15 protein-coding genes and 1 pseudogene are annotated in these 20,803 nt (G+C 50.3%); 14 read left to right on the top strand and 2 right to left on the bottom strand.

Annotated elements, in window-relative coordinates:
- Positions 1-9: 9 nt before the first annotated feature.
- On the bottom strand, positions 10-1,338 hold the full coding sequence (locus L6466_RS06735; RefSeq protein WP_237792814.1) for a DEAD/DEAH box helicase: 1,329 nt from the start codon (positions 1,336-1,338) through the stop codon (positions 10-12).
- 185 nt (positions 1,339-1,523) lie between these two features.
- Here L6466_RS06735 and L6466_RS06730 point away from each other — a divergent pair, with 185 nt between their 5' ends.
- The 7 genes and pseudogenes from L6466_RS06730 (at position 1,524) to L6466_RS06700 (ending at position 8,428) form a co-directional block, all read left to right on the top strand.
- Entirely contained in the window at positions 1,524-2,018 is a 495-nt protein-coding gene (locus L6466_RS06730) for an RNA polymerase sigma factor (protein WP_237792815.1), read from the top strand.
- Between the two features lie 12 nt (positions 2,019-2,030).
- Positions 2,031-3,344, top strand: coding sequence for a hypothetical protein (locus L6466_RS06725; RefSeq protein WP_237803387.1), 1,314 nt, complete (start codon positions 2,031-2,033; stop codon positions 3,342-3,344).
- Between the two features lie 25 nt (positions 3,345-3,369).
- Complete coding sequence (locus L6466_RS06720) at positions 3,370-3,876, top strand: hypothetical protein (protein WP_237792817.1); 507 nt, start codon at positions 3,370-3,372, stop codon at positions 3,874-3,876.
- Between the two features lie 156 nt (positions 3,877-4,032).
- Positions 4,033-4,227: pseudogene (locus tag L6466_RS06715) on the top strand (DUF6078 family protein); the annotation flags it as partial.
- Positions 4,228-4,420: 193 nt separating this feature from the next.
- The gene (locus L6466_RS06710) at positions 4,421-5,650 is read left to right on the top strand and encodes a rhamnogalacturonan acetylesterase (protein ID WP_091818623.1); all 1,230 of its coding nucleotides are present in this window, start codon (positions 4,421-4,423) and stop codon (positions 5,648-5,650) included.
- A 4-nt stretch (positions 5,651-5,654) separates the two neighbouring features.
- The gene (locus L6466_RS06705) at positions 5,655-8,231 is read left to right on the top strand and encodes a glycosyl hydrolase (protein ID WP_237792819.1); all 2,577 of its coding nucleotides are present in this window, start codon (positions 5,655-5,657) and stop codon (positions 8,229-8,231) included.
- A gap of 5 nt (positions 8,232-8,236) precedes the next feature.
- Positions 8,237-8,428, top strand: coding sequence for a hypothetical protein (locus L6466_RS06700; protein WP_091818621.1), 192 nt, complete (start codon positions 8,237-8,239; stop codon positions 8,426-8,428).
- 1 nt (position 8,429) lies between these two features.
- On the opposite strand, the gene L6466_RS06695 is transcribed toward L6466_RS06700, so the two are convergent.
- Positions 8,430-9,125, bottom strand: a complete 696-nt coding sequence (locus tag L6466_RS06695) for a tRNA1(Val) (adenine(37)-N6)-methyltransferase (RefSeq protein ID WP_237792820.1) — start codon at positions 9,123-9,125, stop codon at positions 8,430-8,432.
- A gap of 90 nt (positions 9,126-9,215) precedes the next feature.
- Here L6466_RS06695 and lon point away from each other — a divergent pair, with 90 nt between their 5' ends.
- The 7 genes from lon to dinB all read left to right on the top strand — a co-directional run bounded on the left by lon (position 9,216) and on the right by dinB (position 20,644).
- Positions 9,216-11,699, top strand: a complete 2,484-nt coding sequence (gene lon, locus L6466_RS06690) for an endopeptidase La (RefSeq protein ID WP_237792821.1) — start codon at positions 9,216-9,218, stop codon at positions 11,697-11,699.
- Positions 11,696-12,838 (top strand): tRNA guanosine(34) transglycosylase Tgt, encoded by a 1,143-nt coding sequence (gene tgt, locus L6466_RS06685; protein WP_091818619.1) that lies wholly within the window; start codon positions 11,696-11,698, stop codon positions 12,836-12,838. Before lon ends, tgt begins: the two co-directional genes overlap by 4 nt.
- On the top strand, positions 12,835-13,944 hold the full coding sequence (locus L6466_RS06680; RefSeq protein WP_091818618.1) for an LptF/LptG family permease: 1,110 nt from the start codon (positions 12,835-12,837) through the stop codon (positions 13,942-13,944). The genes tgt and L6466_RS06680 overlap by 4 nt, the downstream gene beginning before the upstream one ends.
- 20 nt (positions 13,945-13,964) lie before the next feature.
- Positions 13,965-15,254 (top strand): DEAD/DEAH box helicase, encoded by a 1,290-nt coding sequence (locus L6466_RS06675; RefSeq protein ID WP_237792822.1) that lies wholly within the window; start codon positions 13,965-13,967, stop codon positions 15,252-15,254.
- Positions 15,255-17,855: an ATP-dependent Clp protease ATP-binding subunit gene (locus L6466_RS06670; RefSeq protein WP_237792823.1), complete on the top strand. Its 2,601-nt coding sequence runs from the start codon at positions 15,255-15,257 to the stop codon at positions 17,853-17,855.
- A complete protein-coding gene (locus tag L6466_RS06665) occupies positions 17,852-19,465 on the top strand; it encodes an ABC-F family ATP-binding cassette domain-containing protein (RefSeq protein ID WP_091818615.1) in 1,614 nt (537 codons plus the stop codon). Before L6466_RS06670 ends, L6466_RS06665 begins: the two co-directional genes overlap by 4 nt.
- Before the next feature lie 90 nt (positions 19,466-19,555).
- A complete protein-coding gene (gene dinB / locus L6466_RS06660) occupies positions 19,556-20,644 on the top strand; it encodes a DNA polymerase IV (protein WP_237803388.1) in 1,089 nt (362 codons plus the stop codon).
- The last annotated feature ends 159 nt before the right edge of the window (positions 20,645-20,803 follow it).

Genomic DNA, 20,803 nt, shown 5'->3' with positions numbered 1-20,803 from the left:
TGACAAATTCTATCTCACTAGTTCTACGACTGTACGTATTCCCTTGATTTTCTCGCCACGTGTCAGTCGAAGCACTTGTTGTACCATTTTACAACTGACGGCAGCATAGGCATAACGGTCGTTGACGTCTATTTTTCCTATATCAGAAGGCTCCAGTCCACCTTTCTTGCAGAGATAGCCCACAATATCGCCTTTCGATATCTTGTCCTTCTTACCTTTACCTATATATAATGTGGCCATACGCGGGCGTGGTATGGGGACATTATTGTCTATCTCATCTACAGAGAATGGTTCGGCTTCTACGAACTCAGGCAGATGTTCCTCTGGTCCTATCAAAAAGAATGTTTTACCCAACTGGTCCCAACGGGCTGTACGTCCCACGCGATGTACGAGTGCATCCTCAGTGTTAGGCAAATGGTAATGAATGATATTATCGATATGGGGAATATCAAGACCGCGAGAGGCTAAGTCTGTGGATACCAAAACCGTGGAAGAGCCATTAGAGAATTTGTACAAGGCATCTTCACGCTGGCGCTGTTCTAATCCACCATGAAAAGCACTGGTCACGAATCCCTGCTTGCGCAGATACTCGTCAGTACGCTCCACGGAGTCTCGATAGTTAAGGAATACGATGCTCTGGGTGTCCCCCAATGTTAGGAGCAGACGTGAAAGGGTTGCCAGTTTGTCCTTCTCAGGACTATCTACACGAAAGACCTCTACCCTATCATTTATAGGCTCATCATCTATGAGATAATCCAAGCGGTCTGTGCGACGCATCTCTACAAACTGCGGAATCTGTTCCGCATCAGTTGCAGAGAGCAGAAAACGACGCTGCAGATTCGTGAGTTTCCCCACCAGTCGCGACATTTCATTCAGAAATCCCATCTCCAGACATTTGTCGAACTCGTCTATTATTATATATTTAATATGGTAAGAATCTATGTTTCCTTTATCCAAGTGGTCGTTCAATCGACCTGGTGTACCAAATACCACATGAGGACGATTCTGCTTCAGCACGCGATGCTCATCCATAGCAGCACGTCCGCCATAGCAGGCCTGCGAGCGGATACCCGTGCCCATACTCTTAAGCACAGCATTTGACTGCATAGCCAGTTCACGACCTGGCACCACAACCAGCGCCTGCACCTCATCACTCTCAGCATCAAGCATCTGTACAAGGGGAAGCAGATAGGCCAGCGTCTTACCAGAACCTGTTGGCGAGAGGACCACCACGTCATTGCGTCCTCTCAACATGCATTCTTGTGATTCCTGCTGCATCGCATTCAGCGAATCGATGTTCAGTTTCTCTAATACCTTATTAATATTTACGTCTTTCATATTCTTCGCAAAGTTACGGATAATTTTCGAAGCCACCAAACAAAAAGAAAGGAAAAGCAATCATCTCCAAAATTTTTCGTACCTTTGCAATCAGAAATCATATTTTTCAAAATAAATTGAGTTTCCGTAAAAAAAGATGAGCTTAGATTGTCTTATAGATAAAAACAATCTGATATTAAGCAACAATGACTGACATGCTTGAAAAAGAGATTCTTGAACAACTATTCCGCAAGTACTACAGCGACATGTATTACTTGGCCAGGACATTGTTGGGCGAAGACAAAGAAGCTGAAGACATTGTTCAGGATGTATTTGTACAACTGATGAAACGGGACATCATACCATCAGAAGATAAAATTAGAGCCTACCTGATGACCTCCGTACATCACGGCTGTTTAAACATCATCCGAAGGACCTCTCTCCGCAAACAAATAGAAAACTTATACCCTGTGGACGAGACAACCGACTTGCAGCCTACAGACAAATTATCAGAGCAGTTGGAAACTATTCAATCATACATTGATAGCCTTGAGGAACCCCACCACAGCATCTTTCGTCTGCGCTTTGACGAGGATCTAACCCTGAAGGAAATCGCTCTGCGTCTCAATATGAACCAGAACACGGTCTACAAGTATCTGCAACAGAGCATTCTGAAAATTCGTTCAAAGTTATATCGTTAAACGACAATTGCAATGGAAACTAGTAATGACAATATCCGCAAACTTCTCGAGATGCTAGATAACCCCGCAGCATACTCCAAAGAGGAGATCCACGACATCATCAACTGTGATGATGACACTCGTGAGGTATATCGTTTAATGGTAGAGGCGAAACGCAGCAGTCGCAGAAAACTGTCCTGCCAACCCATCGACATCGATGCAAAGTGGACAAAATTCGAACGCGAAGTGATAGGCAAAAAGCCAAGGTCGAGGAAACCTCTCTTTTGGAGTGTCGCTATTGCTGCCTCAGTTTTGCTTTTAACTGGATTCTTCCTTTTTGCACCCAATTCTAAGGAGCCTCGTCAATTGCAGGCAGATGCAGGTCAGAAGGCTATCTCTAAAACGGAAAAGCAAATTACAGCAAAGGCAGAGGAAGAAACGAGAAAAAGCGAAGGGGAAAAGATTGTACAAAAGACGGATGTTCGTCATCCGAAAATCACCTTACAAGGCCAACGAGAAGAAAAGAATACGGACAAAGAGGTTGTTCTCCATGTGGCAGAGCGTGTCGTACTAGAATCAGATGATGTAAAAGACGAAAGCAAAAAGTCACAAGAACAACCCATCAAGCAGCATGAAACTAACAGGCTTGCCGAAGTAGTTTTTGTAGGGTTAGATTCTGTTGGCAACCTCGTTTCCATAACGAACTACGAGGATGGGAAAAGACTTGCAGAGCAATTATCTATCCATACGGACAGTGCATCGGAGGCTTGGCAGAAAAAGCATCAGCGAATAGCATTCTACTACAAAGAAAAAGCACGACTTTTGAAGCCTAAGAATATGGCATTTGGTATGAGTTGTGAACATTCGCAAGCAAATGAGTGGATATTATATTATGACTCCATTGCTCATGCCCTCATCTACAAGGAAGCCAAGAAGAACATCTGGCAAGTCACGTTCAAAGCCCTGTTTAAGAAAAAGAGAATTGACAAAAATAGATTCTTATCAGATCTGCGCAAGCATCCCAAGAAGTGTAAAGGGATTAAAGTAAAGACATATTCCATGCCCATTACCGATAGACAGGCACAGGATTTGAAAAGCATGTGGTTGGATGTCGTCAGTTGTGGAAAGAAAAAGGCATTTTTGCAGTGTGACATGAAATACGAATTTCCCCTTGGTGAGTTGAAGGTGACAGCCCCTAACGCAAAGAATCCATTTGTATCGTTTACCAATGAACTGTCAGAAGCTGTCATGAAGGGCAACGTAAGCCACAAAGACTCCATGCTAACAGACCCCATGATAAAGAAATGCCTGACAGACATGAAAGAGGCAATACAACATACAAAATAATTACTAAACAAAACAACCAAAACTTATGAAAAAATTAATCATTTTGATGGCTGTAGCGCTTATCAGTGCTATGCAAGTGGATGCTCAAGAAAAAGTGTCCGAAAAAGAACTCGTTGGTGCATGGATGATGGATTCTATGCTTTATGATAACGGGAAGACCATTGCCTTTGGTCTGAAACAGGGCTACCGCCAGTTCAAGTATTACGGCCCCAAGGGCGAATATGCTGCTGCCGGAATCTCATTAAGAATGAAGGGCAGGGTGTTAATCGGTCTGGAAATCACACCACAAGAATATGGTGAATACACTTTCAAAGACGGTTGGTATTCTGAAATGGGCCGAAAAGCTACCAATGACGGTTTAAATCTCACAGACAAGAACACCTTTAAAGGAAGATGGCAGAATCATCTGGACGTATGGAAAAGAGCCCCTCTCTCTGACAAGACGGTAAAATACATCGTTGACTGCTGCAAGACAAAAAACATACCAACTGATATTAAACAAGATATCTTAAAGGAGATGTTTAGCGAATAACACCCCTCGATTCTCATTCGTTCTTCTAAATAAAAAACTTTCCATTCAATTTTGATGGAAAGTTTTTTTTACAATATTTCCCTTGCTATCCAAGCCGTGTTATGACATCAAGATTATAAAGTACAATTTCTTGTATCTGCTGTTTCCCTTCAATGTCAGCGCTACAGCGAAACGGAACTGATGAAGAAAGCATGGGGCTTCAGTAATATCTATAACAACGTGCCAAATTATCAGAAGGCAGAAGCGCGTCGGAGGGTGAAGAGCTACTTCAGTTGGGGTAACGGCCCCTATTACCGTTATCATCATGGAGAGAACAAACTGTCACCCCGTCAGCAGCAAGACATCATTTGACAATACCGAAGGATTGGCCTTCGATCATTACGAAATGGACTATGATTTCAGTTAAAGAATCATGTCGTTCATGCAAAAAGAGCCATAGCAAATAGCCTATTTACACGAAATTCATTGAATAATTTGGCATATCGGAAAAAAAAATGTAATTTTGCAACGTCTAAAATAATTCAATCAAATAAACAACTACTTTATGCGTAAAACTATTCTGGTCTTGATGACCCTGATGCCTGTGGCTTTAAATGCCCAGACATATGACTTTGACATGACAAAGCAGCAGCCTGTGTATAGCGATTCACAGGGATACGGTTACGACGTACTGCCTGCACCCGACAAGAAGAAGCCTGCGGAACCTTTCTATTTCAGCGTGAAGGTACCTGATGGCAATTACCTGGTAAAAGTGGTGCTGGGTGGTAAGAAAAATTCAAACACTACAGTACGTGCTGAAGGTCGCCGGCTGATGATGGACAACATCACCACCAAGAGGGCCAAGGACACGCAGGAAGTGTCTTTCACAGTCAACAAGCGCACACCGCTGATTGACGAGAAGAACCGCGTAAAGATTAAGGACCGCGAGAAGGCATATTTCACCTGGGACGACAAACTGACGCTGGAGTTCAATGGCGACATGCCTGCGGTAAAACATATTCACATTGAGAAGGCAGACGTGCCCACCATCTACCTCTGCGGCAATTCTACCGTTGTGGACCAGAACTACGAGCCCTGGGCCTCATGGGGACAGATGATTACCCGCTGGTTCGGTCCTGAGGTCGCTATCAGCAACCACGCGGAAAGCGGACTCACCGCACGCACGTTTATCGCCTCGAATCGTCTGGACAAAATCCTGACCACACTCAAGAAAGGCGACTATGTCTTCGTGGAGTTCGGTCATAATGACGAGAAAGAAAAGAAGCCCGGCGACGGTGCCTGGTACCACTACCAGTATCAACTGAAGATATTCGTTGACCAGGTACGCAAGAAGGGCGCAGACATTGTGTTCTGCACCCCCACACAACGCCGAGCCTTCAATGATGACAAGAAGACGCTGATGAATACGCACGGCGACTTCCCCGCAGCCATGAAGATGGTAGCCGAGAAGGAGAATGTGCCCCTGATAGACCTGAACAGTCTGACGAAGACATTCTTCGAGACATTGGGCTACGAGGACTCAAAACGCGCGCTGGTACATTATCCCAAGGAGATGTACGGACGCGAACTGGCAGACAATACCCACTTCAACCCTTATGGTGCCTACGAGGTGGCCAAGTGTGTGGTGATGGGTATGAAGCAGCTGAACCTGCCTGTTGTGCAGTACCTGCGTGCCGACTGGCAGGACTTCAACCCTGCGCAGCCTGATGACTGGAAGACCTTCAAATGGGCACCATCACGTATTTCTGAAAATGTAAAACCTGACGGCAATTAAGGATATGAAAAGAATTGTTTCTTCTATCGCCCTGGCCTCACTGGCGCTGACCATCAATGCACAGTCGTGGCCTACGGTCACACCAGAGGCCAAGCCTGGCACACGCTGGTGGTGGCTAGGATCTGCCGTCGACCAGGAGAACCTCAAATGGAATCTCTCTGAATATGGCAAACATGGCATCGGAGCCATCGAGATAACCCCACTCTACGGTGTTCAGGGTAATCAGCAGAATAATATCCCCTACCTCTCTGACAAATGGATGAGCATGCTGCGCTATACGATGACGCAGGCAGAGCGCAACGGTATTGAGGTGGATATGACGACCGGTACGGGATGGCCTTTCGGTGGTCCGTGGGTACCCTTGAAAGAGTCGGCTTGCCGGGTGGTCTTCGTAGAAAAAGACATCAACGGAACGGGCACAATCGACTTGTCGCCATCCGAGAAAGACGCCAAGAACGCCTTCCTGGAAAAGGTGATGCTCTATGAAAACGGACAGGCTCGTGACGTCACCCAGCAAGTTACCGGCAGCAACCTGACCTATCGCACATCGCAACAGGCCAAGTTGGTGGCTGTGTATATCAAATACGGCGTGATGCGCGTAAAACGAGCTGCGCCTGGCGGTGAGGGATTGGTCATCGACCATTTCGACAAGACAGCCGTGGCCAATTACCTGAAGCATATCGAGGAAGCCTTCGAACGTACGAAGACGCCCTACCCTCACACCTTCTTCAACGACTCCTACGAGGTGGCAGATGCCACTTGGACGCCAACGCTCCTGCAAGAATTCGAGAAACGTCGCGGCTACAAACTGGAGGAACATCTGCCGGAACTGATAGCCTATGAACCCAAGGTGCTGAGCGACTATCGCGAAACACTGGGTGACCTGTTGCTCGAGAATTTCACCAACCAATGGACGGCATGGGCCCACAAGCATGGGGCTATCACGCGCAATCAGGCCCACGGTTCTCCTGCCAACCTCATCGACTGCTATGCTGCGGTGGATATCCCTGAGATAGAAGGCTTCGGCCTGAGTGAGTTTGGTATCAAGGGCCTGCGTCAGGACAAGGGTAAGACGCGCAAGAACGACTCCGATTTCTCAATGTTGAAATATGCACCGTCGGCTGCACATATCTGTGGCAAGCCCTACACCTCCAGCGAGACCTTCACCTGGCTCACGGAACATTTCCGCACATCGTTGTCGCAACTCAAGCCCGACATCGACCTGATGTTCTGTGCAGGCGTCAACCATATGTTCTTCCACGGCACCTGCTACTCACCCAAGAACGACGAGTGGCCAGGGTGGAAGTTTTACGCCTCCATCGACATGAGTCCTACAAACAGTATCTGGCGCGATGCCCCCTACTTCATGGACTATGTGTCTCGCTGTCAGAGTTTTCTGCAGATGGGACAACCCGATAACGACTTCCTCGTTTATCTGCCCGTACGTGATATGTGGCAGAAAAATACGGGCAAACTCCTGATGCAGTTTTCTATTCATGCCATGGGCAAACTGGCTCCCGATTTCATCAAGAGTATCCTGGCTATCGACAAGGCCGGGTATGACTGTGACTATATCTCAGAACGACTGCTGATGGATACCAGGTGTGAGAACGGACAACTCATCACGCAGGGCGGCACAAGCTATAAGGGACTGATTATCCCCGGCAGCGGAAAGATGCCCGAGAACGTCAGACAGCACATCGAACAGCTCAAGGCTCAGGGTGCCCATATCATCTATGGCATCAACGAGAAAGAGATGGGCAAAGCGGCGAAGGCAGAAGCCATGAAGACCCAGCTGGGCCTGAAAGCTATCCGACGCAAGAATGCCAACGGTTACCATTATTTCATCGCCAACCTGAGTCCAAAGGATGTCTGTGAATACGTCTCATTACCAGTAGATTACGAAGAAGCCATTTGGTTCAATCCGCTCAACGGCGAACGTTATGCCGCCAGACAGGATGGCCGTCAGATTCTCATCAGTCTGCGTAGTGGTGAATCCATGATTCTGCAGACCTTCAACAAGAAAAGCCACTTCCAACAAGTGCCCCGTCTGGAGGATGAAGCTAAAGTACCAGTGAAGACCTACGACCTGAACGGCAAATGGACACTCTCGTTCGTTGACGAGGCACCTGCCGTAGGAAAGACCTACCAACTGGACAAACTCCAGACATGGGAGACCCTGGACGAGAAGACACGCGTCACGATGGGTACCGGTGTTTATACCACGCATCTCAACCTCAAGAAAAAGGACCTTGCAGATGCCCATGCATGGACCATCGATTTGGGCGATGTTCGTGAGTCGGCTCGCGTCTATATCAACAATCAGTTTGTTGGTTGCGCCTGGAGTGTGCCCTATGTGCTCAACTGCAGCAACGTGCTGAAAGAGGGCGACAACCTGATTCGTATTGAGGTGACCAATCTGCCCGCCAACCGTATCAGCGACCTCGACAAGAAGGGCGTGAAATGGCGCAAGATGGAAGAGATCAATGTCGTGGATATCAATTACAAGAAAACAACATACGACGAGTGGGCTCCCGTAGAAAGTGGCCTTCACTCAAACGTAGCAATTATTAAATATTAAATATCATGTCAGAAAACAGCAATGAACATCACCACCATCATCACCACCATCATAAGGAAGATGATGCAACACGTTTCAAAAGAGAAGCGCTGAACTCCATCCGCATGAAAAAACTGATTGCAAAATGGGCATTCAGAATCCTCTGCGTGATTGCAGCCATCATGGTGATTGCAGCCGTTGTGGTGAACCACCTCTGATTTAATGGAGGTAGAAAGGAGCAGTTAAATCTGCGTACCATGAAGAGCGTAGGCCGGGAGCGTCTTCTATAAGACCAACTCCTGTGTCTATCGACTCACAACTATGAAGAGCAAAAGTTAAGAGAAGACGCTTTGGCTGCTTGCGAGGCGTTGTCTGGACCGACCATTCTCTGTGCAGGAAGAAACCATTCATGGCAGCCTCCTCAAATACCCTGTTTCTATAATCGTAAGGCACTACAAGAGAGAAGATCCCCCGTTCTGTCAGGAGTGATTTGACGGCCTTAAACAAGCTGGCATACGACAGACTTGTGTCGTGACGTGCCTGCGAGCGCAAGTTGTCAGGACACGTCAGCGACTGTTCAAAGAAAGGCGGATTAGATACGATACAGTCGTATTGTCCCTCAAACTGGCACACATCCGCTTCCAGGATAGTGATCCTGTCGACAAACGGCGACGCCATGACATTCTCGCGGGCCTGTTCTACGGCCGACGGTACGATGTCAATCCCCGTTACCTGGGCATCCGGAAAACGCTGTGCCATCATGATGGCTATCAGTCCCGTTCCAGTACCGATATCCAGAATCCGCCGGCCACCATCCGCCCATGCTCCAAGCAGCGTACCGTCCGTACCCACTTTCATCGCACATTTCCCTTGGAAAACAGTAAATTTTTTGAACTTAAAATAGTCGTTTGCCATATTTAGGGCACAAAGTTATACATTTTTTGTTAATTATCCACCATCCTTACTTAAAATATCAATTTTAATTCGTACCTTTGCAAACGAATTATGGAGTTTAAAATTAAGATGAGTGACAATCAGTTTAGCAATAAGTCTATCTCGATGATAGCCGATATTGAAGGTGATTTTACAGACATGATAAACACCGAAATGCCTTCGGAATTACCTATACTTCCCGTTAGAAATATCGTTTTATTCCCTGGTGTCGTATGGCCCATCCTGCTTGGACGTGCTTCAAGCATGAAACTGGCTCGTCAGGCCGAGAAGAATGGCGAGGTCATCGGTGTGGTGTGCCAGCGTGATCCGGATATTGAGGTGCCCACCTATGACGACCTGTATGAATATGGCGTATCTGCAAAGATTGTGAAGCAGTTCACCCTGCCTGGTGGCAACACCACCGTCATCGTGCAGGCCCAGAGCCGTTTCCATCTGGACAGACTGACCAAGGAGAAGCCTTTCCTCAAAGGAGAAGTGACCCCTATGCCAGACCTGCATCCCGACAAGCACGACCGCGAGTGGAAGACTGCCGTTGACGACCTGCGCCGCATGGCCGAGGAATATATCTCGATGGTTGACGAGATGAGCGATGAGGCTACTTTTGCCATCCGCAACATCCACAACGACGAGATGATGCTGAGTTTCGTCTGCGCCAATATGCCTTTCACTATCCAGGAGAAAATCAAGTTGCTTGGCGTGGAGACCGTCAAGGAGCGCCTCTTTGGCGCCATGAAGGCCCTGAACCGCGAGATCAACCTGCAGAAGTTGAAGACCGACATCCGCAACAAAACCCGCGAGGATATCGACGAGCAGCAGAAAAACTACTTCCTCCAGCAGCAGATCAAGAACCTGCAGGCCGAGATGGGCAACCAGCAGCAGCCAGAGAAAGCAGAACTTTTACGTAAGGCCAGGAACAAGAAATGGCCTGACGAGATAGCACGCATTTTCTACAAAGAGGCCGACAAGCTGGACAACTTCCAGCCCCAGAGCCCTGATTTCAACGTGCAGTTGAACTATCTGCAGACGTTTGTATCGCTGCCTTGGGGTGAATATACCAAGGACGACCTGAACCTGCAGCGTGCCCAGAAGATCCTGGACCACGACCACTACGGCATGGAGAAGGTGAAGGAGCGCATCCTGGAATATATGGCCGTACTCTCCCTGCGTGGCGACCTGAAGAGTCCTATCCTCTGTCTCTATGGCCCTCCGGGAGTTGGTAAGACCTCTCTTGGAAAGTCTATTGCCGAGGCCATGAAGCGCAAGTATGTGCGCGTATCGCTGGGCGGTCTGCACGATGAGGCCGAGATCCGTGGCCACCGTCGCACCTATATCGGTGCCATGCCCGGCCGTATCATCAAGAGCATTCAGAAGGCCGGTTCCAGCAACCCCGTCTTCATTCTCGACGAGATCGACAAGGTGACACAGAACACCATCAATGGCGACCCCTCTTCTGCCCTCCTCGAAGTACTCGACCCCGAGCAGAACACGGCTTTCCATGATAACTATCTGGATGTGGACTATGACCTGTCGAAGGTGATGTTCATCGCCACCGCCAACAACCTCTCAACGATTCCCCGTCCACTGCTCGACCGTATGGAGATTATCGAGGTGAGCGGATATATCACTGAGGAGAAGATTGAGATTGCCAAGCGCCATCTGATTCCCCGTGAACTGGACAATACCGGTTTGAAGACCCTGTCGGAGAAACCTAAGTTCAGCAAGGCCACCATCGAGAAGATCATCGAGCAGTACACTCGCGAGAGCGGCGTGCGCCAGTTGGAGAAGCAGATCAACAAAGCCATGCGCAAACTGGCTTATAAACGTCAGGTGGAAGACAGTCTCGTGAACTGGAAGATTACCCCCGAGTCATTGGAGGATCTGTTGGGCAAACCACCCTTCTACCGCGATATCTACCAGGGCAACGAGTATGCCGGTGTGGTCACAGGACTGGCCTGGACCAGCGTAGGTGGCGAGATTCTCTTCATCGAGACCTCGCTCTCAAAGGGTAAGGGTTCCAAGCTGACGCTGACTGGTAACCTGGGCGACGTGATGAAGGAGTCGGCCGTGCTGGCGCTCGAGTATGTCAAGGCCCATGCCGACAAGCTGGGTATCGACTATCGTATCTTTGATAACTGGAACATCCATATCCACGTGCCCGAGGGTGCCACGCCCAAGGATGGTCCTTCGGCTGGTATCACCATCGCCACCTCTATCGCCTCTGCGCTGACCCAGCGTAAGGTCCGCAAGAACACGGCGATGACCGGCGAGATAACCCTTCGCGGCAAGGTACTCCCCGTGGGTGGTATCAAGGAGAAGATCCTGGCCGCCAAGCGTGCCGGTATTACCGATATCGTGATGTGCCAGGAGAACGAGAAGGATATCCTCGAGATTCCTGAGATGTACCTGAAGGGCGTACAGTTCCACTATGTAGAGAACGTACAGGACGTGTGGAATTTCGCACTCTCCGACGAGATTGTGGACAACCCTCTGAAGTTTGAGATTGAAGAGGAAAAAGATAAAGACAAGAGCAAATGACATTCGAACTGCAACATACAGACCCATACAGTAGTGCCCGCGCAGGCATTATCACCACTGACCACGGACAGATCAAGACGCCAATCTTCATGCCCGTTGGTACCTGTGGTAGCGTGAAGGGTGTTCATTTCTCTGAACTCCGTGAACAGGTGAAGGCACAGATCATCCTGGGCAACACCTACCACCTGTATCTGCGCCCGGGTCTCGACACCCTGCGTAAGGCCGGTGGCCTGCATAAGTTCAACACATGGGACCGTCCTATCCTGACCGACTCGGGTGGTTTCCAGGTCTTCTCCCTGACCGGTATCCGAAAGTTGCGCGAGGAGGGATGCGAGTTCCGTAGTCATATCGACGGTTCCAAGCATATCTTCACCCCTGAGAATGTGATGGATACCGAGCGTATCATCGGTGCCGATATCATGATGGCGCTCGATGAGTGTCCTCCGGGCGAGAGCGACTATCAGTATGCCAAGAACTCCCTGGGACTGACCCAGCGCTGGCTCGACCGTTGTATCAAGCGTTTCAACGAGACCGAACCGCTCTATGGTCATCGCCAGACCCTCTTCCCCATCGTTCAGGGCTGTAAGTATAAGGACCTCAGACAGGATGCCGCCAAACATGTGGTCGACCGTCTGGGTATGCTCAACGATGGTGGTGGCGCCTCTATTGGCGGACTGGCCGTTGGCGAACCTACCGAGGTGATGTACGAGATGATTGAGGTGGTCAACGAGATCCTGCCCAAGGACCGTCCCCGCTATCTGATGGGCGTGGGCACACCCCAGAATATCCTGGAAGCCATTGAGCGCGGTGTGGATATGTTCGACTGCGTGATGCCTACCCGTAATGGCCGTAACGCCATGCTCTTCACCTATCAGGGCACGATGAACCTGCGCAACAAGAAGTGGGAACAGGACTTCTCGCCTATCGATCCCGACGGTTGCGACATCGACCGTCTGCACACCAAGGCCTACCTGCACCACCTCTTCAAGGCTCAGGAACTGCTGGCCCTGCAGATAGCCAGTATCCATAACCTGGCGTTCTATCTCCGACTGGTTACCGATGCCCGTCAGCATATTGAGCAGGGTGACTTCACCCAGTGGAAACGTTCAGTCATTAATGATTTAGGTCGCAGAATATGAAGAATCTATTGGCACGTATCTTTCCGCGACTGGATCGCTATATTATCAGTAAGTTCATAGGTACTTATATCTATTCTATCATACTGATAATCAGTATTAGTATAGTATTCGACTTCAACGAGAACTTAAACAAGTTTGCCACGTATCACGCACCTTGGACGGCTATCGTTTTCGACTACTATGCCAACTTCGTGCCATACTTTGCCAACCTCTTCTCGCCCCTGTTTGTCTTTATTGCCGTCATCTTCTTCACGTCAAAGTTGGCCGGCAATTCCGAGATCATCGCCATGCTCTCGGCAGGTGCCAGTTTCAAGCGCTTGTTGCGCCCCTACATGTTCTCTGCTGCTATTATTGCCGCCGTCAACTTCTACCTGGGCGCCTACGTCATTCCCCATGGCAACGTGGTGCGACTGAATTTCGAGACGCAGTATAAGAACAAGCGCCGTGTCACCTCAGCCAGTAATGTGCAGTTGCAGGTGGCACCCAATGTGATTGCCTATCTGCAGCAATACGACAATACCACCCGCCGCGGCTATGGCTTCTCGCTCGACCATTTCGAGGACAAGAAACTGGTGAGTCATATGACGGCCAACGTGATTCAGTATGACACCATCTCCGATTCCCGATACCATTGGAAGGCCTTGAACTACAAGATTCGTACGCTGAAGGGACTGCGCGAGAAGATTCAGACGGGCACGGAGATCGACACGATGATTATGATGGAGCCGATGGACCTGATATTCAATACCGACCAGCAGGAGACGTTCACCTCGCCCGAACTGAAACGCTATATCTCCAAGCAGCAGGAGCGCGGCTCGCAGAATGTGATACAGTATGAGGTGGAGTACCACAAGCGCATAGCCACCTCGTTTGCATCCTTTATCCTCACCTTGATAGGTGCCTCCCTCTCTGCCCGCAAGCGCAAGGGCGGCATGGGACTCTCTCTCGGCATCGGCCTGGCTCTGTCGTTCTCGTATATCCTCTTGCAGACCATCAGCGCCACCTTTGCTATCAATGCCGGCATGCCTGCTCTCCTGGCAGCATGGATTCCCAATATGATTTTCGCCGTCATAGCATACTTCTGCTATCGACTGGCACCAGATTAAAAATTGAAATTGACAATTAGATGACATTTGAAGAAACATATCTCAACGATAATATCCTTGATGCGCTGTACGACATGCACTTCGAGGAGATGACACCCATTCAGGAGCGATGCATCCCCGAAATCCTTGATGGTCACGACGTGCTGGGCGTAGCTCAGACGGGTACTGGTAAGACAGCCGCCTATCTGTTGCCTATTCTCTCCATGCTCGACGACGGCGGATTCCCCGAGGATGCCATCAACTGTATTGTGATGTCGCCCACCCGCGAACTGGCCCAGCAGATTGACCAGTCGATGGAGGGCTTTTCCTACTACCTGGAGAATGTGAGCAGCATCGCCGTCTATGGCGGTAACGACGGTTCGCGTTTCGACCAGGAGATTAAGAGTCTGCGTGGCGGTGCCCCTGTGGTCATTGCTACCCCCGGCCGCCTGCTCAGTCACCTGAAGGTGGGCAACCTCGACCTCTCGCGTACATCCTTCTTTGTATTAGACGAGGCCGACCGTATGCTCGACATGGGATTCATGGAGGACATCCTGCAAATCAACAAGCTGTTGCCCGACACCTGTCAGAAGGTGATGTTCTCGGCCACCATGCCCGACAAGATCCGCGAGCTGGCCGTATCGCTGCTGAAGAATCCCGTGGAGGTGAAGCTCAAGGTGAGCCGTCCTGCCGAGAAGATCCACCAGATGGCCTATATCTGTTACGAACCCCAGAAGGTGCGTATCATCGAGGATATCTTCAAGAAGGGCGACCTGAAGCGCGTCATCATCTTCTGTGGCAAGAAAGAAAAGGTGAAGGAGATCAACCGCACCCTTCAGAAGATGAAGATCAACTGTGCCCCGATGCACTCCGACCTCACCCAGCAGGAACGCGACGACGTGATGTATCGCTTCAAGGCCGGACAGGTGGATGTGCTGGTGGCAACCGACATTGTGGCACGAGGCATTGACATCGACGATATCGGTATGGTTATCAACTACGACGTGCCACACGATAGCGAGGACTACGTACACCGCATCGGTCGTACGGCACGTGCTGCCCGCGATGGTGAGGCCATCACCTTTGTGAGCGATGCCGATTTCCGCTTCTTCAAGCCCATCGAGCATTTCCTGCAGAAGGATATCGAGAAGCTCCCCTTGCCCGAGGGACTGGGCGAAGGTCCCGACTATGCGACCTACAAGAGCAACAAGCCAAAGAAGTCGCACGGCTCCCATAAGTCCCGCAAGCCCCATAGAGGTGGCCATAAGGGGCATTCCTCTGGCACGCAATTTGCAGGAAAGCCTTCAAACCAACAGAAAGAAAGGAAGTAAATGACAAGTCAATTTTCACCAAAAGTCTCAGAGATACTCGCCTTTTCACGTGAAGAGGCCGCACGCCTGTCAAGCACCAGCGTGACCCCGGAACATCTCCTTCTGGGCATGATGCGACAGAACGACGGTCCTGTGAGCGATGTATTCAAAAGACTGAATATCAACAAAGAAGACATCAAATTCTCCCTGGAGATGAATGTGCAGCAGAGTGAAGGATTCATTCACCCTGAGAACCCGGATAATCTGGAGCTCAACGATAACGCATCCAACATCCTGAAGCTGGCCGTTCTCGAGGCCCGCCTGCAGCACGTAGAGTCTGTAGACCTGCAGCACGTGCTGTTGGCTATCCTGCACGACCGTGGTAACAACGGTGCCAGGAAGGTGTTGGAAGAGCACAATATGAACTACGACAACGTGCAGGATATCCTGAAGCCAAAGGATGTCCAGAATCCGACACAGACACCACAGGCGTCACAGCCTGCTCCGACGCCCCAGCCCCAGGATGCCCTGATGCTGCCCGAGGACGACGAGGAAGAGTCTCTGTACAAAAAGAATGAGCGAACCTCCAACACCACCACCGACAAGCCCAAGGAGAAATCAAAGACTCCCGTGCTTGATAATTTCTCTACCGACCTGACGAAGGCTGCCCTCGACGGCAAGCTCGACCCATGTGTCGGTCGTGAACAGGAGATACAGCGCGTGATGGAGATTCTGGGTCGCCGCAAGAAGAATAACCCCATCCTGATTGGCGAACCCGGTGTGGGCAAGAGTGCCATCGTGGAGGGACTGGCCCAGCTCATTGCCCAGCGCAAGTGCTCACCCATGTTCTTCAACAAGCGGATTGTGAGCCTCGACATGACAGGCGTCGTGGCAGGTACCAAGTACCGCGGACAGTTCGAGGAGCGTATCCGTGCCCTGCTCAAGGAGATTGAACAGAACCCCAATATCATCGTCTTCATCGACGAGATCCACACCATCATCGGTGCCGGCAGCACGCCTGGCAGTATGGATGCTGCCAATATCATGAAACCTGCGCTGGCACGCGGCACTATCCAGTGTATTGGTGCCACCACGCTCGACGAGTACCGCAACAGCATTGAGAAGGACGGAGCCCTGGAGCGCCGTTTCCAGAAGGTGCTCGTAGAACCTACCAATGTGGAGCAGACCCTGCAGATTCTCTATAATGTCAAGGACCGCTACGAGGAGCACCATCATGTAACCTTTACCGATGATGCCATCCGCGCATGTGTCACTTTGACAGAGCGTTATATCACCGACCGAGCCCAGCCCGACAAGGCTATCGACGCCATGGACGAGACTGGCGCGCGCGTACATTTAAAGAATGCGCAGATTCCACCTGAAATCGAGGCTATCGAGAAGCAGTTGGACGAGGTGAAAAACAAGAAGCACGAGGCTGTGGTCAATCAGAACTACGAACTGGCAGCCAGCTATCGCGATAACCAGGTGCAACTGGAACAGCAGTTGGCCGAGGTGCAGAGAACCTGGACAGAGGACAATAACGAGAAACGTCAGACGGTAACTGAAGCCGAGGTCTCTGACGTGGTATCGATGATGACCGGCATCCCCGTGCAGCGTATGGCCGAGAACGAGGGTGTGCGCCTGAAGAATATGGCACCCACGCTCAAGTCGTGCGTCATTGCCCAGGATAATGCCATCGACAAGATGGTGAAGGCTATCCAGCGCAACCGTGTGGGCCTGAAAGCCCCCAACCATCCCATCGGCGCCTTCATGTTCCTTGGTCCTACGGGTGTGGGTAAGACCTACCTCGCCAAGAAACTGGCCGAACAGATGTTTGGCTCTGCCGATGCCCTGATTCGTGTGGACATGAGCGAATATACCGAGTCCTTCAACGTGTCGCGCCTCATTGGTGCGCCTCCGGGCTATGTAGGTTATGAGGAGGGCGGACAGCTCACCGAGCGCGTGCGCCGCAAGCCCTACTCTATCGTGCTGCTCGACGAGATTGAGAAGGCCCACGGCAACGTGTTCAACCTCCTGTTGCAGGTGCTCGACGAAGGACGCCTGACCGATGGCAACGGCCGTTTCGTGGACTTCCGCAACACGGTGATTATCATGACCTCCAATGCCGGCACCCGCCAGCTCAAGGAGTTTGGCAACGGCATCGGCTTCACCGCCTCCACCTTTGGTCTGAATATGAACGAGAAAGACCGCGAGCACGCCCGCAGCATCGTGCAGAAGGCCCTCTCAAAACAGTTCTCGCCCGAGTTCCTCAACCGTCTCGACGAGATCATCACCTTCGACCAGCTCGACCTCGACGCCATCAAGCGTATCATCGACGTCGAACTGAAAAGTGTCTTTAAGCGCATCGGCGACATGGGCTACCAGATTCAGCTCAGCGATGCCGCTAAGGAATTTGTGGCCACCAAGGGCTATGATGTGCAGTTTGGTGCACGTCCCCTGAAGCGTGCCATCCAGAACTATATCGAGGACGGTATCTGCGAACTGATCCTTGCCGACACCATTTCCCAGGGCGACACCATCGCTATCGACAAGCATCCTGAGAAAGAGGAACTGAAATTTGAAGTATTAAAAAACAAAGTTAGTAGAAAAGAAACGAAATGATTACAGTAACCAATCTGGCGATTCAATTTGGTAAGAAGGTTCTCTACAAGGACGTGAACCTGAAGTTTACAAGTGGTAACATCTACGGCATCATCGGTGCCAACGGTGCCGGTAAGTCTACCCTGCTCCGTGCTATCAGCGGAGAGCTGGAGCCCAACAAGGGTACTATCGAGATGCTGCCTGGCGAGCGCATGAGTGTGCTTGAGCAGGACCACTTCAAATACGATGAATTCTCTGTGATGAACACGGTGCTGATGGGACATCAACCACTGTGGGAGAATATGAAGGAGCGCGAGGCCCTCTATGCCAAGCCCGAAATGAGCGAGGAGGATGGCGTGCGCGCAGCTGAACTGGAGATGGCGTTTGCCGAGATGAACGGCTGGGAAGCCGAGAGCGAGGCAGCCCAGTTGCTTCAGAACCTGGGTATCAAGGAAGATGTGCACTATGCACAAATGTCAGATATCTCTAATAATGAGAAGGTACGTGTGATGCTGGCCAAGGCCCTCTTCGGTCACCCCGACAACCTGTTGCTCGACGAGCCCACCAACGACCTCGACCTCGACACCGTACAGTGGCTTGAGGAGTACCTCAGCGGCCTGGAGCAGTGTGTACTCGTGGTCTCTCACGACCGTCACTTCCTCGATGCCGTATCTACCCAGACCGTAGATATCGACTTCGGTAAGGTGACCCTCTTCTCAGGTAACTACTCATTCTGGTACGAGTCTAGTCAGCTGGCTCTGCGCCAGGCCCAGAACCAGAAGATGAAGGCCGAGGAGAAGCGCAAGCAGCTCGAGGAATTCATCCGTCGTTTCTCTGCCAACGTGGCAAAATCAAAGCAAACCACTTCTCGAAAGAAGATGCTCGAAAAGCTTAATGTTGAGGAGATTACACCCTCTACACGTAAGTATCCCGGCATCATCTTCCAGATGGAGCGCGAGCCTGGTACACAGATTCTCGAGGTAGAAGGACTGAAGGCCGTAGATGCCGATGGCACCGTCCTCTTCGACAACGTGAACTTCACCATCGAGAAGGGTCAGAAGACCGTGTTCCTGTCTCACAACCCCAAGGCTATGACCGCCCTCTTCGAGATTATCAATGGCAACCGTGAGGCCCAGGCCGGTACCTATAAGTGGGGTGTTACCATCACCACCGCCTACCTGCCCCTCGACAATACCGATTTCTTCCAGAGCGAGATGAACCTCGTCGACTGGCTCAGCCAGTGGGGACCCGGCAACGAAGTCACCATGAAGTCGTTCCTCGGTCGTATGCTCTTCAAGGAAGAGGACGTGCTGAAGCATGTCAACGTGCTCAGCGGTGGTGAGAAGATGCGTTGTATGATTGCCCGCATGCAGTTGAAGAATGCCAACTGTCTGATTCTCGACACCCCCACCAACCACCTCGACCTGGAGTCTATTCAGGCTTTCAACAACAACCTGATCCAGTTCAAGGGCAATATCCTCTTTGCCTCTCACGACCACGAGTTCATCAATACCGTGGCCGACCGCATCATCGAGCTCACGCCTAAGGGCACCATCGACAAGCTCATGAGCTATGATGACTATATCTACGACGAGGCCATCAAGGAGCAGAAAGCCAAGATGTACGAATAATATTATTCCCCTATCCACTATAGCAAATGCAGCTACATTCCAAAGTGATTGTAGCTGCTATTATTCTTTTTGTTTTGTACCTTTGCAGCAATGAAGATTATTCATGTGGACATGGACCAGTTCTTTGCAGCTGTAGAACAGCGTGACAATCCAGAACTGAAAGGCAAGCCAATAGCTGTTGGCCACGATGCAGAGCGTGGTGTGGTATCAACAGCAAGCTATGAGGCACGTCGTTTCGGCGTTCATTCTGCCCAGTCCATACAGGTGGCCAAAAGACTCTGTCCGCAGCTCATCATTGTGGAACCACATTTCCAGCGGTATAAGGAGGTGTCGGCGCAGTTACATGGAATATTTCACGATTATACGGATCTCATCGAACCAATCTCGCTTGACGAGGCATTCCTTGATGTGACGGAGAATAAGAAAGGAATCGATTTGGGTGTTGAGATAGCAAGGGAAATCAAGCAGCGTATTTTGGAGACGACAGGACTGACTGCCTCTGCTGGCGTGAGTTACTGCAAGTTCCTGGCGAAAATTGCCTCTGACTGGCGTAAACCGGATGGCTTGACAGTTATCCATCCTGACCGGGCTTTGGATTTCATCGCTCAACTGAAGGTGGAGAAGATTTGGGGTGTTGGCAACAAGACGGCTGAGAAGATGCACCGCATGGGCATCTTTACCGGAGCAGACTTGAGAAAGGTGTCACTTGCTCGTTTGAATCAGGAATTTGGTAAGATGGGCAGCGTGTTCCACGATTTTGCCAACGGCATTGATACACGCCCCGTCATATCTGAATGGGAGCGCAAATCGGTCAGCTGTGAACGGACTTTTGAGAAGGATATCTTCGACAATGCTGCTGTCACCATTCATCTGTATCATACTGTCCTGGAGCTAGTACGCCGAATTGAGAAGGCTGACTTTGAAGGGCATACCTTGACACTCAAAGTAAAATTCCAGGACTTTCAGCAAATCACACGCAGCGTAACTGTTGACCATATCCTCAGGACAAAGGAAGATATTCTTCCATTGGCTAAACAACTGATGGGCGATGTAGAATTTCATTCGCATCCCATCCGTTTGTTAGGACTAGGAGTAGCCAACCAAAAGTCTTCAACTGTTCACGAGGATCCCCGTTGGGTGGAACTTGAACTAGAGTTCGAACCGTGGCCAGAGGACTAGAATAATGGAAACATAGTAACCAGATATGTTCAGAAGATATTATTTCTGGACATATCCATCAAGGGGAAATCCCTAAGCATATTTAGGGATAAGTCCCCTACCAATTAGGAATTTTCACTTTCATATCCCAAGAAATCGCCTTATCTTTGCACTGTGATT

This window comes from Prevotella communis, from assembly GCF_022024175.1.
Classification (GTDB): Bacteria; Bacteroidota; Bacteroidia; order Bacteroidales; family Bacteroidaceae; genus Prevotella; species Prevotella communis.
The sequence above is the reverse complement of the archived record's forward strand: the minus strand, read 5'-3'. Positions and strand labels throughout refer to the sequence as shown.